Genomic DNA, 15,579 nt, shown 5'->3' with positions numbered 1-15,579 from the left:
CTTGTAGTGTGGAAGGGTCAGCGGGCGATGGTCTGTGTACGCCAGATCTTCTTCTGCAGCTGCAGGATCCCGTACACCAGCGCCTCGGCGGTCGGCGGGCAGCCCGGGACGTAGACGTCCACCGGCACCACGCGATCACAGCCGCGCACCACAGAATAGGAGTAATGGTAGTAGCCGCCGCCGTTGGCGCAGCTGCCCATCGAGATGACCCACTTCGGGTCCGGCATCTGGTCGTAGACCTTGCGCAGCGCCGGGGCCATCTTGTTGACCAGGGTACCGGCCACGATCATCACGTCGGACTGACGCGGCGACGGGCGGAACACCACGCCGTAGCGGTCAAGGTCCAGGCGCGCGGCGCCGGCGTGCATCATCTCGACCGCGCAGCAGGCCAGACCGAAGGTCATCGGCCACATCGAGCCGGTACGCGCCCAGTTCAGCAGTGCGTCGACGCTGGTGGTGACAAAGCCCTTTTCCAGCAGCGGGTTGTCGCCTTCCGGCCGCAGGATGTCATCAACCCGCCCTTCCGGGACCGGATTGTTCATGAGGCCATCGAGAGTCTGAATCACTCCCATTCCAGCGCTCCCTTCTTCCAGACGTAAATGAAACCGAGGAACAGCATGCCGACGAACAGGCCCATGGTGACGAGCGAACGGGCGCCCAGTTCCATGAAGACCTGGGTCCACGGCACGATGAAGATGATTTCCAGGTCGAAGACGATGAACTGGATCGCGATCAGGTAGTAGCGCACGTCGAACTTCATGCGCGCGTCTTCGAAGGCCTCGAAGCCGCACTCGTACGGCGACAGCTTTTCCAGATCGGGGCGGCGGGGACCGAGGAATCGACCGATCAGCATCAGCGTGATGCCGATACCGGTCGCGACGATCAGAAACAGCAGAGACGGCAAATATTCGGCCAGCACAGCGATTCTCTCTTGCCTCTGCCGCCGCGCCTGCAGGCGCTTTGGCATGGGGGAGTGGACGGGAAACGGCTGGCGCATTGCGCGCCAGGAGAACCCGCTTTACTTACAAATGGTGCCCAAGAGGGGACTCGAACCCCTACGACCTAAGTCGCTACCACCTCAAGGTAGTGCGTCTACCAATTCCGCCACCTGGGCAAACGATCACATCAGACTATCTTCCCGATGCGCCGCGTATTGTAACCGGCTTCAGTCTTTCTGGGAGCCTTCCGACGGCTTTTCTTCACCAGAAACCGAAGATTCCGCCTTAGGCGGCACAGTCGCGGCCGGAACCGGGGCTGCCGGGACGGCATCGGCCTTCGGAACGGCCGGCAGTTCACCCGCCGGAACGGCCGGGGCGCTGGCCACCGGGGCGGACATCAGGCCCAGATCCTGGGTCGAGGCCGGGCGGCTGCCATGGCCGGCATACCAGGCCATGAAGAGGCTGATGCCGAAGAACACCACAGCCAGCCACTTGGTCGACTTGGACAGGAAGTTGGACGCGCCGCGCGCGCCGAACACGGTCCCCGAGGCGCCGGCACCGAAGCCCGAGCCCGCCGCCGCACCCGAACCACGCTGCATCAGGATGAGCGCGATCATGGCCACGGCCACAAGCACGTAGACGACATTGAGGATCAACATCAGCATTGGGAATCCGCCCTCGGACAAAACTTCTAGGATTGGTTCGCGGCCGCCGCCTGCGCGATGGCCAGGAAGTCCGCGGCCACCAGGGAGGCGCCGCCGACCAGCCCACCATCGACATCCGGCTGCGCGAACAGTTCCCCGGCATTGTCGGGCTTCACGCTGCCGCCGTAAAGAATGGGCAGTGAATCAGCGATTCTAGCATCGATGCGCGCGACTTCGCCACGGATGAAGGCGTGTACCTGCTGGGCCTGTTCCTTGCTGGCGGTCTTGCCGGTACCGATGGCCCAGACCGGCTCGTAGGCGACCACGGCAGTGGCAAAGCCCTCGGCGCCGACCAGGTCCAGCACCGGGGCCAGCTGGCTGGCGATGACCGCTTCGGTCTGCCCTGCCTCACGCTGCTCCAGGGTTTCGCCCACGCACAGCACCGGTACCAGGCCGGCGTGCAGGGCTGCGGCGAACTTGCGGGCGACCAGCTCACTGCTTTCATTGTGGTACTGGCGGCGCTCGGAGTGGCCCACCAGGCCGTAGCGGGCACCGACCTCGTGCAGCATGGCCGCGCAGACCTCGCCGGTGTAGGCCCCCTTTTCATTGCTGCTGACGTCCTGGGCCCCGAACACCAGGCCGGAGTCGCCGAAATCCTCGACCAGCTCGCCCAGGTAGGGCAGCGGCGGCAGGATGACGACCTCCACCCCGCTCTGGGGCAGCCCCGCGGCCACCTGACCCAGCAGGTCGGTGGCGAATTGACGGCTGCCGTGCAGCTTCCAGTTTCCGGCGACGATCTTGCGGCGCATGAGCGGGTGGCTCCTGTATGAAGTCAGCCGCCCATGATACCCGTTACGGCAAAAACCCGTTTCCTTGTAAGCGGTTACATGGGTTTTCAGCGAACGGCGCAGCCCCTCGTGGCGGGTCGGTTGGGTTGTCGCGGACGGCCCGGTTGGGTTGGTGGGGCTGGGCGGGCGGGTGGGCTGCGCACCTCGGACCCATGGCGCCTGCGCCCCTTCGCAGCCCACCCGCCCGGCCTCTGACACATCCCGGCGGTTCCGGCCGCCACGGAAAGAAAAAAGAAGAGCAGAAGCAAAAGCGGCATCCCGAGCGGTTCCGGGGTCAGATCCCTCCCCGCAGGAAAAGGGATCTGACCCCTACCCCACGTCAATCTGACAGATTCCATCCACGCATGGCGTGGATCTACTGGCCACCGGCCAACTGTCGAAGGTGGGGCGGTGTGGGTGGGCAGGACCGCAGGCGCCATGGATGGCGCCTACGAGCCCCCATGGAAGGGTTTACGGCGTGTCCTGCTCACCCATACCGCCCCGCCATCCCACGGGATGCCCGCTCTGGCTCTTGGCGTTGCCGTTGCATTGAGCGGGTGCAGGGCGCAGCCCTGCAAAGAAAAAGCCGCCTTTCGGCGGCTTCTTCATTACTTCAGCTTGATCTCGCGCAGGCGTTCCTCGAGGAAGCCGTGGGCGGTGATCGGCTCCGGGTACCGGCTCGGGTTTTCCGGGGTGATGCACGAGGGCAGCACGTCGATCAGGAAATCCGGGTTCGGGTGCAGGAAGAACGGCACCGAGTAACGCGGCTGGCGGGCCAGCTCGCCCGGGGGGTTGACCACACGGTGGATGGTGGACGGATACACGTGGTTGGTCAGGCGCTGCAGCATGTCGCCGATGTTGACCACGATAGTGTCCGCGTCCGAAGTGAACGGCACCCACTCGCCCTCATGCGACTGCACTTCCAGGCCCGCGGCGCTGGCGCCGACCAGCAGGGTGATGAAGTTGATGTCGCCATGGGCGCCGGCACGCACGTTCGGGATGTCGTCGGTGGTGATCGGCGGGTAATGGATCGGACGCAGGATCGAATTGCCGAAGTTGGTCTTGTCGGCGAAGAAGGCCTCCGGCAGGCCGATGTGCAGGGCCAGGGCCGACAGCACGCGCGAACCCAGGTTGTCCAGCGCCTGGTACAGGCCGTAACCCCGCTCACGGAAACCCTCGACCTCGGTCGGCCACAGGTTCGGCGCCATCACCTCACGGTACTTGGAGTCATCGGCGATCTCGCGGCCGATGTGCCAGAACTCCTTCAGGTCGAAGTGCTTGGAGCCCTTGGCGGTCTCCACGCCGAACGGGGTGTAGCCACGGGCGCCACCACTGCCGGCGACGTGGTACTTGCGCTTGACCTCGTCCGGCAGGGCGAAGAAGGCCTTGAAGGCATCGTAGGCCGCGTCGATGTCGGCCTGCGGGATGCCGTGGTTGCGGATGCCCGCGAATCCCCATTGGCGGTAGGCCGCGCCCAGCTCGGCCACGAAGGCGTCGCGGTCGCTGTCGAAACGGGTGATGTCGAGGGTGGGGATCTGGCTCACAGCGGTTCCTGGCTTGTCGTTGGGTCGAAGGGCCGGCAGCTGTCTGCCGGCCAGCCTGAACATTGTGACAGATCGCCCCCGGTCCGCCACCGATACATTGAAACAAACCGATACAATGCGCGACCCGCGCGCGCAGGTGCCTCTTCCAGGCCCCGTCGGTGCTGGCCCTTCCCGCACCGTCCACCTGCCCCGCACCGTCCACCTGCCCCGCACCATGCCCGCCGCCCTGCCCGAAACCGCCCCTGCCGTGCTCTCCGGACCTGCCCGCCGCTGGCGGCGCCTGGCCTGGTGGTCGCTGTTCATTGCCGCCAATGCCGGGCTGGGCCTGCTGATCACGCTGGGCAACGTGCCGCTGCGCGACAACCCCGGCGGCGGGCTGGGGCTGGCCTACCTGGCTGTCGCCCTGCCCGGCCACCTGCTGGCGCTCGGGGCGATGGCCGGCCTGCTGCCGCTGGCCATCGGCCTGTGGCCGCGCAGCGCGCGCGCACTCAGCGTGTCGGCGGTGCTGCTGCAGGGCCTGTGGCTGTGCCTGCTGCTGGTCGACGCCAAGGTGTTCGCCCTGTACCGCTTCCACCTCAACGCCATGGTTGCCAACATGGTGTTCGGCGGCGCCCTGCACGACCAGGTCAGCCTGTCGTGGAAAACCTGGCTGCAGGCCGCGGGGCTGGTCGCGGCCATCTTCGCCGCGCAGGCGCTGCTGGCCTGGGCCTGCTGGAAGCTGCTGCCGGCACGGCCCCGCCGCCGCCGCGTGCTGCAGGCCTGGGCGGTGGTCGCCCTGCTGATGGGCGGGGGCCAGGTCGCCACCGCCTACTACGACGCGCTGGGTGAACGCGCGGTCATCAGCCAGTGGAACTACCTGCCCTGGGCGCAGCCGATCACCGCCAAGAGCTTCATGCGCCGGCTGGGTGTCACCAGCCAGCAGCAGGCCGGCCTGCCCGATCCGCGCCATGCGCAGCTGCAGTACCCGCTGCATCCGCTGCGCTGCCAGAGCCACCAGCGACCGAACGTGCTGATGGTGGTGCTGGAATCACTGCGCCAGGACGCGCTGACGCCGCAGTACATGCCCAACACCTCGGCACTGGCCGGATCGGCGCGCGTGTTCGACCACCACTTCAGCACCGGCAATGCCACCCGCTACGGCCTGTTCGGGTTGCTGTACGGCCTGCCCGGGGGCTACTGGTCCAGCATGCTGGACGAGCAGCGCGGATCGCAGTTGTTCCGGGTGCTGCAGCAACAGGGATACGACCTGCACCTGTACGGCAGTGCGCCGCTGTACAGCCCGGAATTCGACCGCACCGCCTTCGCCGACGTGCGCGGGCTGCTGCACCAGGGGCCGGCGGAACTGGATTCGGCCGGACGTGACCGCGCCATCGTCGCATCGCTGCAGAAGGACATCGAACAGAGCCAGGCCGGGCAGCGCCCGTGGTTCGGCTTCGTGTTCCTGGATTCGACGCACGCGCCGTACCACATGCCGGCCGACTACCCGCCGGTGGCCACGCCCATGGCCGCCGACATCGACTTCCTGAAGTTCGGCCCGGACCACGACCCGACGCCGGAATTGAACCGCTACCACACCGCCGTGCACTACGCCGACAGCCTGGTCGGCCAGCTGCTCGACCAGCTGCGTGCGCAGGGGCTGGACGAGAACACCATCGTGCTGGTCACCGGTGACCACGCGGAGGAATTCAACGACCTCAAGCTGAACTACTGGGGCCACAACGGCAACTTCTCCAATTACCAGCTGCAGGTTCCGTTCGTGCTGCGCTGGCCGGGCCAGGCGGCCGGCCACGACGCACGTACCAGTTCGCACGAGGACTGGGTACCGACGCTGATGCGCCACGGCCTGGGCTGCGAGAACGCGCTGGCCGATTTCAGCACCGGCCAGGATCTGTTGGCGGTGCCGCAGGGCCTGCGCTCGCTGGTGGTGGAAAGCTGGTCGCAGCGCGCGGTGCGGCACGGCGATGCCATCTACGTGTTCGACAAGTTCGGCAATGCCACCGCGCTGGACCAGAACTACCTGCCACTGCCGCAACAGGCGCCGGACCCGGCCAGCCTGCGCACCGCATGGGATGCGCTCACGCGCTTCCGCAACCGTTGATATCGAGGACCGATTCACGATGAACCGCCCGCTGCGCATCCTCCACACCGAAGCCGCCAAGGGAATGGGTGGCCAGGAGATCTACATCTTCCGCCACATGCAGGTGATGCGTGCCCGCGGCCACGAGGTCGCGCTGCTGTGCCAGCCCGACGCGCGGCTGGCCACGCTGGCCCGCGATGATGGTTTCACCGTGCATACCCTGCGCATGGGCGGCATGGCCCGCCTGCTGCGCGGCATCTGGTCGGTGTCGCGGCTGGTGCGCCGCGAACGCTACGACGTGGTCAATACCACCAGCCGGCGCGATGCGCTGATCGCAGCTGCGGGCGCCCGCCTGGGCGGAACGCCGCTGGTGGTGCGCTCGCGCCACCTGATGAGCCCGATCAACTCGCTGCTGACCTATACCGGGCTGCCGCACCGCGTGCTGACCGTCAGCCGCTTCGTCAAGCAGCTGCTGGCCGAACGTGGCGTCCCCATCAACAACATCGGCATTGTGCCCCCCATCGCGGTGCCGCCGCGCTGGACCGACGTGCGCAAGGACGATCCGTGGCAGTGCCTGCAGGATGTGCGCGCCGAGGTTCGCGCGGATCTGGGCTTCGGCGAAGAGGACATCGTGGTCGGTTGCGTGGCAGTGCTGCGCGAACCGAAGGGCCATGCCGACCTGCTGCGCGCCATCGCACCGCTGTGCAAGGCCAACCCGCGCCTGCATCTGGTCGTAGTGGGTGACGGCCACGCAGTCATGCAGCGCCTGCAGGCCATGCGCGATGAACTGGGCCTGCAGCAGCAGGTGCATCTGCTGGGTTACCGCGACGGCGCCTGCAGGTTGATGACCGGCTTCGACATCTTCGCCTTGGCCTCGCACAAGGAAGCGGCCGGGACTGTGTTCCTGGAAGCAGCGTATGTCGCGGTGCCGATCGTGGCCACGCGGGTCGGCGGGGTTCCGGAAATGGTGGTGGAAGGCAGCAATGCGATCCTCACCCGGCTGGGCGACAATGCAGCCCTGACCGGCGCACTGCGCCTGCTCGTGGAGGACCCGCAACGCCGGCAGCTGATGGGCCGCGCGGGCTGGGACTGGATGCGCAGCGCACACGCCTTCAGTCCGGCCGGGCATGGCGAAACCACCGAAAACTATTACCACCAGTGGCTGAAGGAGCTGGGACATGGCTGACGCGAGAACCGTACCGGTGCTGATGCACCACCATGTGAGCCCTTCGCCGGGCATGATCACCGTGTCCCCGGAGAACTTCGAAAGCCAGATCGCCTGGCTGGCCCGCGATGGCTGGACCTCGCTGACCCTGGACCAGTACGCCGGCTTTCTGGCCGGCAAGCCGGTGCCGCGCAAGTCGATCGTGATCACCTTCGACGATGGCTACCTGGACAACTGGGTGTACGCACACCCGATCCTGCAGAAGTACGGCATGCATGCGGTGGTGTTCGTGGTGACCGGCTGGATGGGTGAAGGCGATGTCCGCCCGCACGCCGGCATCGCAGGTGCAACGCTGCCGCCGACCCCGGACCACCGTGGCTGCGAAGCGGCGATCTTCGAACAGGACCACAGCGACGCGGTGATGATGCGCTGGAGCGAAGCACGCGCGGCGATAGACGCCGGTACTTTCGAGGTGCATTGCCACACCCATACCCATACGCGCTGGCTGCGACGCGACGATCTGGACCGCGCACAGCGGCGCGCGGGCATCAGCCAGGACCTGGCGGTGTCGCGGCAGGTACTGCAGGACAAGCTGGGCGAAGTGTCCGACACCCTGTGCTGGCCCTATGGCGATTTCGATCAGGATCACGTGGAGGTGGCACGCGAGCACGGCTTCCGCTACCTGCACACGACCCATCCGTTCGGCCGCAACGTGATTGGCGGCGACCCGGAACGGATCTACCGGTTCGCGATCCGCAACCGCCCGGCCAGCTGGCTGCGCAAGCGTATCGCGCAGAGCTACAACCCGCTGATCGCACCGTTCTTCAATAGCTTCAAGGCGCGACAGAAAAAAATGGTGCCGGGCCCCTGATCGGCCGCGTGCCACTGCAGATGAAAAGAAAACGCCCCGGTTTTCCGGGGCGTTTTCTTTTTCGTACGGGCTGCAAGCCTCAGCCCGCAGCCGATGCCTTCACCGCAGCCGACAGGCGATCCAGGGTGTCCTGCATCAGCGTGGCATCGTCGGCCTCGACCGTGACCCGCACCACCGGCTCGGTGCCGGACGGACGCAGGAACGCGCGGCCGCGGCCGACCACCGCCTGCTGGGCTTCAGCCAGCGCAGACTGCACGCTGTCGGCCTGCACCGTGGTCCTGGCCGAGACATTGCCCAAGCGCACGTTGACGGTTTTCTGCGGCACCTTGGCCAGCGGCTGCAGCGCCTGGCGCAGGGTCTGGCCACTGCGGCGCAGCGCCACCAGCACCTGCAGGGCGCTGACGATGCCATCGCCGGTGGTGGCACGGTCCAGGCACAGCAGGTGGCCGGACGCTTCGCCACCGAGCACACCACCACCTTCGATCAGGGCCTGGTGCACATAACGGTCGCCCACGTTGCTGCGCACGAACGGAATCTGCAGTTCGCCCAGGGCTTTTTCCAGGCCGAAGTTGCTCATCAGCGTACCGACCACCGGGCCGCGCAGGCGACCCTCGGCCTGCCATGCACGGGCCAGGATGTAGACCAGATCGTCACCGTCGACCGGGTTGCCCTGGTCATCGGCCATCAGCACGCGGTCACCATCACCGTCGAAGGCAATGCCGAGGTCGGCACGGGTCTCGCGCACCTTCGCGGCCAGATTGTCGATATGGGTCGAGCCGACGCCGTCGTTGATGTTGACGCCATTGGGTTCGGCACCGATGCCGATCACTTCGGCGCCCAGTTCGCGGAACAGCAGCGGCGCGATCTGGTAGGTCGCACCATGTGCGCAGTCCAGCACCAGGCGTACGCCGCGCAGGTCGAACGCACGCGGCACGCTGGCCTTGCAGAACTCGATGTAGCGGCCCACGGCCTCGCGCGCACGCGCGGCCTTGCCCAGCTTTTCCGACTCGGCCGTGGTGAACGGCACGTCCAGCGCGGCTTCCAGCGCCAGTTCGGTGGCATCGTCGAGCTTCTCGCCCTGGGCGGAGAAGAACTTGATGCCGTTGTCGTAGTGCGGGTTGTGCGAGGCACTGATGACGATGCCGGCATCCACGCCCAGGGTGCGGGTGAGGAAGGCCACTGCCGGGGTCGGCATCGGCCCCAGCAGCTGCACGTCGGCACCGGCGGCGACCAGGCCGGCTTCCAGTGCGGCTTCGAACATGTAGCCGGAAATGCGCGTGTCCTTGCCGATCACCACGATCGGGCGGCGCCCGTCGTGGCCGCGCTGGGCCACCAGCACGCGGCCGAGCGCATTGCCCAGGCGCAGCACGAAATCGGCCGAGATCGGGCCCTGGCCGACGCGGCCACGGATGCCGTCAGTACCGAAGTACTTGCGGCCTCCCATCAAGCCACCTCCGGCGCCGGCTGGCGACCGAGCATGGCCAGCAGGTCGGACAGGCGGTCACGCATTTCGCGGCGGTCGCAGATCTGGTCGATGGCACCGTGCTCGAGCAGGAATTCCGAACGCTGGAAGCCTTCGGGCAGCTTCTCGCGCACGGTCTGTTCGATCACGCGCGGGCCGGCGAAGCCGATCAGCGCCTGCGGTTCGGCGATGTTGATGTCGCCCAGCATCGCGAACGAGGCCGACACGCCACCGGTGGTCGGGTGGGTCAGCACCGAGATGTAGGGCAGGCCCGCTTCGCGCAGCTTGCCCAGCGCGGCCGAGGTCTTGGCCATCTGCATCAGCGAGAACAGGCCTTCCTGCATGCGCGCGCCGCCGCTGGCGGAGAAGCACACGTAGGGGGCGCCGATTTCGACGGCAGTTTCAGCGGCCAGGGCAAAGCGCTCACCCACCACCGAGCCCATCGAACCGCCCATGAAGGCGAAGTCGAAGGACGAAGCCACCAGCGGACGGCCCTTGAGCAGGCCGCGCATGGCGATCAGCGCGTCGTACTCGCCGGTGTTCTTCTGCGCGATCTTGATGCGCTCGCTGTACTTCTTCTGGTCCTTGAACTTGAGCAGATCGGTCGGCCCCAGGCGGGCGGCGATCTCGGTGGTGCTGTCGGCGTCGAACAGCGCCGCCAGGCGCGCACGGGCGCGGATCGCCATATGGTGACCGCACTTCGGGCAGACCTCCAGGTTCTCTTCCAGCTCGGGGCGGTACAGCGCGCTGCCGCAGCTGCTGCACTTTTCCCACAGGCCCTCGGGGACGCTGCGCTTCTTGCTGGGGGTGTTGTCGGTGCGGATGCCGGACGGCATCAACTTGCTGAGCCAACTCATGCGGGAGGACACTTCCGTTCAGGGCGGCCCGGGGGCCGCAAAGGCGGACAGTCTAGCTCCGCTGCCCCCGCCCGTGCACCCCTTGCGGGGCACGGGCCGGCAGGAAAAAACCATGCTGGGACGTACGTTTAGCGCCGGTAGCGCCGGGCCATGCCCGGCGGATGCGGCTCCAGCCCTGCGTCGCCGGGCATGGCCCGGCGCTACCGTTGGGCGTCCAGCGCATCACCGGTCGTGCCGGCCGCTGGCCGGCAACCCCTTGCGCGCACGCGGGCCAGGCGTATGCCGGCCAGCGGCCGGCACTACCGTTACGCGTCCAGCGCCTGCCGCAGCGGTGCCAGGAAAGCTCCGGCGCGCTGGACGGCCTGTTCGGTCGAGTCCGCTTCGGCCAGCACCGCCACCAGGGCACTGCCGACCACAACGCCGTCGGCCTGGCGGGCCATCGCCGCCGCGCTGGCGGCATCCTTGATGCCGAAGCCAGCCACCACCGGCACGTTGGCACGGGCGCGCAGCGCCTGCAGGCGCGCACTGGCCGCATCGCTGTCCAGGCGATCGGACGCACCGGTCACGCCGGCAAAGCTGACGTAATAGAGATAGCCACGGGCCAGCGCCAACAGCTTGTCGGCACGGGCTTCGCTGGTGGTGGGCGAAGCCAGCAACACCAGCGCCAGCCCGGCCGCATCGAAGGCCTGCAAGGCTTCACCGGCCTCTTCCGGCGGCAGATCCACCAGCAGCACGCCGTCCACGCCGGCCTCGACCGCCGCCTTGGCGAAGGCCACATAACCGTGGATCTCCACCGGGTTGAGATACCCCATCAGCACCACCGGGGTCTGCGTGTCAGACGCGCGGAACTGCGCCACGGCCTGCAGCACATAGCGGGTACCGGCGCCGCGGGCCAGCGCGCGTTCGGAACTGCGCTGGATGGTCGGGCCGTCGGCCATCGGGTCGGAGAACGGCACGCCCAGTTCGATCACATCGGCGCCGGCCTCGACCAGTGCATGCATGACCGGCACGGTGGCCTCCAGCGACGGATCGCCGGCAGTGATGAAGGGGATCAGCGCCTTGCGCTGCTGCTCGCGCAGGCGCTGGAAACAGGCATCGAGTCGGGATACGGACATGTCAGGTACATCCTTCGATAAGGTCAACGGCGCCGCTGGCGCCCCAATACATTCTGGATACCGTGCCATCGACGATCTCCACGCGGATCGCCAGGTCGGAACCGGGGTCCTGCCAGAGCAGGGTCTCGCCCGATTCGGCGTCGCTGCCATAGGGGCGTGCGATGACACCCCGGGGCAGCTTCGCGATGGCCTGTGCGCGCGGCATGTCCAGGCGCAGGCCGAACGGCCCGGGCTGGACCACCACCTGGCCCGAGTCGTCGATGGGGGCCAGGTCGAAGCGCACCACATCGCCGTCCTGCACCATCATCGCCACGCCTTCGGGCAGCGTGCCGCGCTCGTAGTAGTCACAGCGTCCGCCGGTGGCCTCGGCCAGGCCGGCCGAATGCCACTGCGCCTCGGCCTGCAGTTCGCTGAAAGGCTGGCCGATCAGCACCTCACCGGCATGGTCCAGTGCCACCGACACCACCGCCGGGGCGGTCTCATCGTCGCTGCCCTCATCGGCCGCGGATGGCGCATCCTGAATCGGCCGATGGGCCGCGTCGTCGTCGTTGCTGGCCGTCTGGCGTGCCGGGGCGATAGCCTCCGGCGAGGCCGGTGCGGGAGCAAGCACGGGCGGGTCCGGCGGCGTGCACGCCCCCAGGCCGACCGCCAGCACCAGTGCGCCCCCCTGGCGCAACACGGGATTCACAGCACCAGGCCTTCGCGCGCTGCGATGGTATGCACGTCCTTGTCACCGCGGCCGGACAGGTTGCACAGCACGATCTGGTCGCGCGGGCGCTCGCGCGCCAGCTTGATCGCCTGCGCCAGCGCGTGGCTGGATTCCAGCGCCGGCAGGATGCCTTCGGTATGCGCCAGCAGGTGGAAGGCCTGCAGTGCCTCCTCGTCGGTGATGCCCAGATAGGTGGCGCGGCCGCTGTCGGACAGGAAAGCGTGCTCAGGGCCGACACCGGGATAGTCCAGGCCGGCCGACACCGAATGGGTCTCGATGATCTGGCCATCGTCGTCGCACAGCACGTAGGTGCGGTTGCCGTGCAGCACGCCGGGGCGGCCGGCGGCGATGGACGCTGCGTGGCGGCCTGTGTGGATGCCGTCACCGGCCGCTTCGGCGCCGAAGATCTCGACCTGGCGGTCGTTGAGGAAGGCATGGAACAGGCCGATGGCATTGCTGCCGCCGCCGACGCAGGCGGTGATCGCATCGGGCAGGCGGCCGTACTCGGCCAGCATCTGCTCGCGCGCTTCGCGGCCGACGATGGCGTTGAAGTCACGCACCATGCGCGGGTACGGGTCCGGGCCGGCCACGGTGCCGATGATGTAGAAGGTGTCCTGCACGTTGGTCACCCAGTCGCGCATCGCTTCGTTGAGCGCGTCCTTCAGGGTGGCCGAGCCGGAGGTGACCGGCACCACCGTCGCGCCCAGCAGCTTCATGCGGTAGACGTTGATCTTCTGCCGCTCGATATCGGTGGCGCCCATGTACACCACGCATTCCAGGCCCAGGCGCGCGGCGACGGTGGCACTGGCCACGCCGTGCTGGCCGGCGCCGGTCTCGGCGATGATGCGCTTCTTGCCCATCCGCGCGGCCAGCAGGGCCTGGCCGATGGTGTTGTTGATCTTGTGCGCGCCGGTGTGGTTCAGGTCTTCGCGCTTGAGCAGGATCTGCGCACCGCCGACATGGTCGCTCAGGCGCTGGGCGTGATAGATCGGGCTCGGCCGGCCCACGTAATGGGCCAGGTCGCGGTCGTAGGCCTGCTGGAACGCGGGGTCCTGGCGGGCCTGGTCATAGGCCTGGGCCAGCTCCTGCAGCGGACCGACCAGGGTTTCGGCGACAAAGCTGCCGCCGTAGCGGCCGAAGTGGCCCTGGGCATCCGGGAAGGCGTGGTAGTCGGCAATGGGGGAGGCAGACATGGAAGCGACCGCTGGTTCGAGACAGGTGGATACTCTAGCGCACGGATCCTGACCGGAATATCGATATTATCTGGCGGGTATCGTCAGGAAATCTCACATGAATACCTCCCTGCTGCCGCCGCTGAACGCCCTGCGCGCCTTCGAGGCCACCGCCCGCCTGGGCGGCGTGGGCCGCGCCGCGCAGGCCCTGCACGTGACCCACGGTGCAGTGAGCCGACAGCTGAAGCTGCTGGAGGACCACCTGGGTCTGCCGCTGTTCCAGCGTGCCGGGCGCGGGCTGCGCCTGACCGCTGCCGGTGAGCGGCTGCAGGCCGCCTGCAGCGAGGCCTTTGCTGGCATCGAAGCCTGCGTGCGCGAACTACGCCAGCCTGCCCGCGCGCCCGCGCTGGTGCTGGGCTGCAGCGGCAGCGTGCTGGCGCGCTGGATGATTCCCCGCCTGCCCGCGCTGCAGGCGGCCCTGCCCGGGGTGAACCTGCAATGGTCGGCGCTGGATGGCGCCTTCACCGAGGCGCAGGCGTCGCTGGATGCGGTGTTGTTGCTCGCCCAGGGCCCGTGGCCGCGGGGCTGGCAGGTGCGCGAGCTGGCACCGGAACGGGTGGGCGTGGTGGTGGCACCCTCGCACCCGGCCGCGCAGCGGCTGCGCCATGTGCCGCCTTCGGCGCTGCTGCAGGAGACGTTGCTGCACACCAGCTCGCGCCCACAGGCGTGGCCGGCCTGGGCGCAGGCGCACGGGCTGGACCCGGCGCGGTTGCAGCTGGGCACCGGCTTCGAGCACCTGTACTACCTGCTGGAAGCGGCCGTTGCCGGACTGGGGCCGGCGATCGCGCCGGAGCCGCTGGTGGCCGAGGACCTGGCCGCCGGGCGGCTGATGGCGCCGTGGGGGTTCTCAGCGACGGGTGGATTCTGGGTGCTGGCGCGACCGGACGGTCCGGTGGACCCGCGCGTGGACGCGCTGGCCGACTGGGCCAGCCAGCAGTTGTAGCGTCGAGCTTGCTCGACGGCCATTGATCTCCTCAGTCGAGCAAGCTCGACTCTACCTCCTCGCGCTGGGCCCGATCAGTCAGGGTGCCGTCGGTGCGGCCAGACGCTGCTGCAGGTCTTCGCGCAGGCGCGACAGTTCCACTTCGGCCTGCTGGCGCTGCTGCATGCCTTCGCGATGGATGCTGCGCACCTCTTCCACCGTGGCGATCAACTGGTCGTGCACGTGGCGCAGCGTGGCCACGTCGATCACGCCACGCTGGTTGGTGCGCGCGGTGTCCACCGACGCCTGGCGCAGCAGATCGGCATTGCGGCGCATCAGTTCGTTGGTGGCATCGTCGATGGAGGTCGCCAGCTCCGCTGCGTTCTTCTGCTCGCCCAGCGACAGCTGGATGGCGAACTGGCGCTTCCACGACGGAATGGTGATCTCGCGCACCGTGTTGAACTTCTCGATCAGCTGCAGCGCGTTGGCCTGGATCAGGCGGATCATCGGCAGCGACTGGTCGGCGGCGTGCTGCATCAGCTGCAGGTCGGACACGCGCTTTTCGATCAGGCGGATGGCGTTGTCGATCTCGCTCTGGCGGATGCGCTGCTGCAGGTCATCGCTGCCCTGCCCGGCCAGCTGCTCGGCCTGCAGTTCGGCCAGGCGCTGCTTGCCGGCTGCTGCGTACAGGCCCAGCGCGTGGCGCTCCTCGCGCACGATCTCGTGCATGCGGTCGAACTCGCCCACGCGCTTGCCCATCAGCGTCTGCTGCACGCCCACATCGCCCAGCAGCTGCTCGATCTGCGCATTGGTGTCGCTGAACTTCTGCACCAGTTCGCCCTTGGAAACGCGCAGGCGATCGATCAGGCCGCCGATCACCGGCACCTTCGAACGCTGGGCGAAGCCGTCCAGCTTCAGGCTGCGCGCGATGCGCACCACTTCGCCCAGCTTCTCGCCGCTGGCATCCAGGTCGCGGTTGCGCACCTGGTCCAGCAACTGGCTGGAAAACGCGGCCGTGCGCGTGGCCGCTTCGCGACCGAAGACCTGCAGGTTGCCCGGGCGCAGATCGTCCAGTTCCAGGCGGATTTCGGCGATGCGCGGCAGATCCTCGCGGACCAGGCCCAGGGCCTGCAGCGCGCCATCATCGAGCGGAACGGGGGTGGTCGTGCCGGGCACGAGCGCACCGGGGGTCTGGCTGTCCTGGGTCATCGGGCAG

At 67.9% G+C, this 15,579-nt stretch carries 15 protein-coding genes and 1 tRNA gene; 4 read left to right on the top strand and 12 right to left on the bottom strand.

The genetic code is table 11. The annotated features are described in order from the left end of the window. Positions 1-17 precede the first annotated feature (17 nt). The 6 genes from ACM2ZB_RS00220 to ACM2ZB_RS00195 form a co-directional block, all read right to left on the bottom strand. Positions 18-572: a NuoB/complex I 20 kDa subunit family protein gene (locus ACM2ZB_RS00220; RefSeq protein WP_079222612.1), complete on the bottom strand. Its 555-nt coding sequence runs from the start codon at positions 570-572 to the stop codon at positions 18-20. Next, positions 563-919, bottom strand: a complete 357-nt coding sequence (locus tag ACM2ZB_RS00215) for an NADH-quinone oxidoreductase subunit A (RefSeq protein WP_079222613.1) — start codon at positions 917-919, stop codon at positions 563-565. The genes ACM2ZB_RS00220 and ACM2ZB_RS00215 overlap by 10 nt, the downstream gene beginning before the upstream one ends. A gap of 110 nt (positions 920-1,029) precedes the next feature. Beyond that, positions 1,030-1,114: transfer RNA gene (locus tag ACM2ZB_RS00210), tRNA-Leu, on the bottom strand. Positions 1,115-1,165: 51 nt separating this feature from the next. Next, a complete protein-coding gene (gene secG / locus ACM2ZB_RS00205; RefSeq protein WP_416056983.1) occupies positions 1,166-1,603 on the bottom strand; it encodes a preprotein translocase subunit SecG in 438 nt (145 codons plus the stop codon). Between the two features lie 26 nt (positions 1,604-1,629). Beyond that, positions 1,630-2,391 carry a triose-phosphate isomerase gene (gene tpiA / locus ACM2ZB_RS00200; RefSeq protein ID WP_416056982.1) on the bottom strand — a complete coding sequence of 254 codons (762 nt, stop codon included), beginning with the start codon at positions 2,389-2,391 and terminating at the stop codon, positions 1,630-1,632. A gap of 626 nt (positions 2,392-3,017) precedes the next feature. Continuing rightward, positions 3,018-3,953, bottom strand: a complete 936-nt coding sequence (locus ACM2ZB_RS00195) for an isopenicillin N synthase family dioxygenase (protein WP_416056981.1) — start codon at positions 3,951-3,953, stop codon at positions 3,018-3,020. 214 nt (positions 3,954-4,167) lie between these two features. Between ACM2ZB_RS00195 and ACM2ZB_RS00190 the strand changes: the two genes are divergently transcribed. Genes ACM2ZB_RS00190 through ACM2ZB_RS00180 form a run of 3 tightly spaced genes read left to right on the top strand, consistent with a single transcriptional unit; the run spans position 4,168 to position 8,066 of the window. Continuing rightward, positions 4,168-6,051, top strand: coding sequence for a DUF3413 domain-containing protein (locus ACM2ZB_RS00190; RefSeq protein WP_416056980.1), 1,884 nt, complete (start codon positions 4,168-4,170; stop codon positions 6,049-6,051). A gap of 19 nt (positions 6,052-6,070) precedes the next feature. After that, positions 6,071-7,216: a glycosyltransferase family 4 protein gene (locus ACM2ZB_RS00185; RefSeq protein WP_416056979.1), complete on the top strand. Its 1,146-nt coding sequence runs from the start codon at positions 6,071-6,073 to the stop codon at positions 7,214-7,216. Beyond that, positions 7,209-8,066 carry a polysaccharide deacetylase family protein gene (locus tag ACM2ZB_RS00180; protein WP_416056978.1) on the top strand — a complete coding sequence of 286 codons (858 nt, stop codon included), beginning with the start codon at positions 7,209-7,211 and terminating at the stop codon, positions 8,064-8,066. Before ACM2ZB_RS00185 ends, ACM2ZB_RS00180 begins: the two co-directional genes overlap by 8 nt. Positions 8,067-8,145: 79 nt before the next feature. Here the strand turns inward: ACM2ZB_RS00180 and glmM are convergent, their stop codons facing one another. From glmM to trpB, 5 genes are all read right to left on the bottom strand, one after another. Beyond that, the gene (gene glmM / locus ACM2ZB_RS00175; protein WP_416056977.1) at positions 8,146-9,510 is read right to left on the bottom strand and encodes a phosphoglucosamine mutase; all 1,365 of its coding nucleotides are present in this window, start codon (positions 9,508-9,510) and stop codon (positions 8,146-8,148) included. Further along, complete coding sequence (gene accD, locus ACM2ZB_RS00170; RefSeq protein WP_108765770.1) at positions 9,510-10,385, bottom strand: acetyl-CoA carboxylase, carboxyltransferase subunit beta; 876 nt, start codon at positions 10,383-10,385, stop codon at positions 9,510-9,512. The genes glmM and accD overlap by 1 nt, the downstream gene beginning before the upstream one ends. Positions 10,386-10,690: 305 nt before the next feature. Further along, on the bottom strand, positions 10,691-11,500 hold the full coding sequence (trpA, locus tag ACM2ZB_RS00165) for a tryptophan synthase subunit alpha (RefSeq protein ID WP_313441098.1): 810 nt from the start codon (positions 11,498-11,500) through the stop codon (positions 10,691-10,693). Between the two features lies 1 nt (position 11,501). Then, positions 11,502-12,188, bottom strand: a complete 687-nt coding sequence (locus ACM2ZB_RS00160) for a hypothetical protein (protein ID WP_416056976.1) — start codon at positions 12,186-12,188, stop codon at positions 11,502-11,504. Continuing rightward, entirely contained in the window at positions 12,185-13,402 is a 1,218-nt protein-coding gene (gene trpB, locus ACM2ZB_RS00155; RefSeq protein ID WP_416056975.1) for a tryptophan synthase subunit beta, read from the bottom strand. Before trpB ends, ACM2ZB_RS00160 begins: the two co-directional genes overlap by 4 nt. Positions 13,403-13,499: 97 nt before the next feature. Between trpB and ACM2ZB_RS00150 the strand changes: the two genes are divergently transcribed. Continuing rightward, on the top strand, positions 13,500-14,384 hold the full coding sequence (locus ACM2ZB_RS00150; RefSeq protein ID WP_313441104.1) for a LysR family transcriptional regulator: 885 nt from the start codon (positions 13,500-13,502) through the stop codon (positions 14,382-14,384). Between the two features lie 78 nt (positions 14,385-14,462). Here ACM2ZB_RS00150 and ACM2ZB_RS00145 read toward each other — a convergent pair whose 3' ends face one another. Then, a complete protein-coding gene (locus ACM2ZB_RS00145; protein ID WP_416056974.1) occupies positions 14,463-15,572 on the bottom strand; it encodes a toxic anion resistance protein in 1,110 nt (369 codons plus the stop codon). Positions 15,573-15,579: the final 7 nt, after the last annotated feature.

It is taken from the genome of Stenotrophomonas maltophilia, from assembly GCF_047782825.1.
Taxonomy (GTDB): Bacteria; Pseudomonadota; Gammaproteobacteria; order Xanthomonadales; family Xanthomonadaceae; genus Stenotrophomonas.
This window is presented reverse-complemented; position numbering and strand designations above follow the sequence as displayed.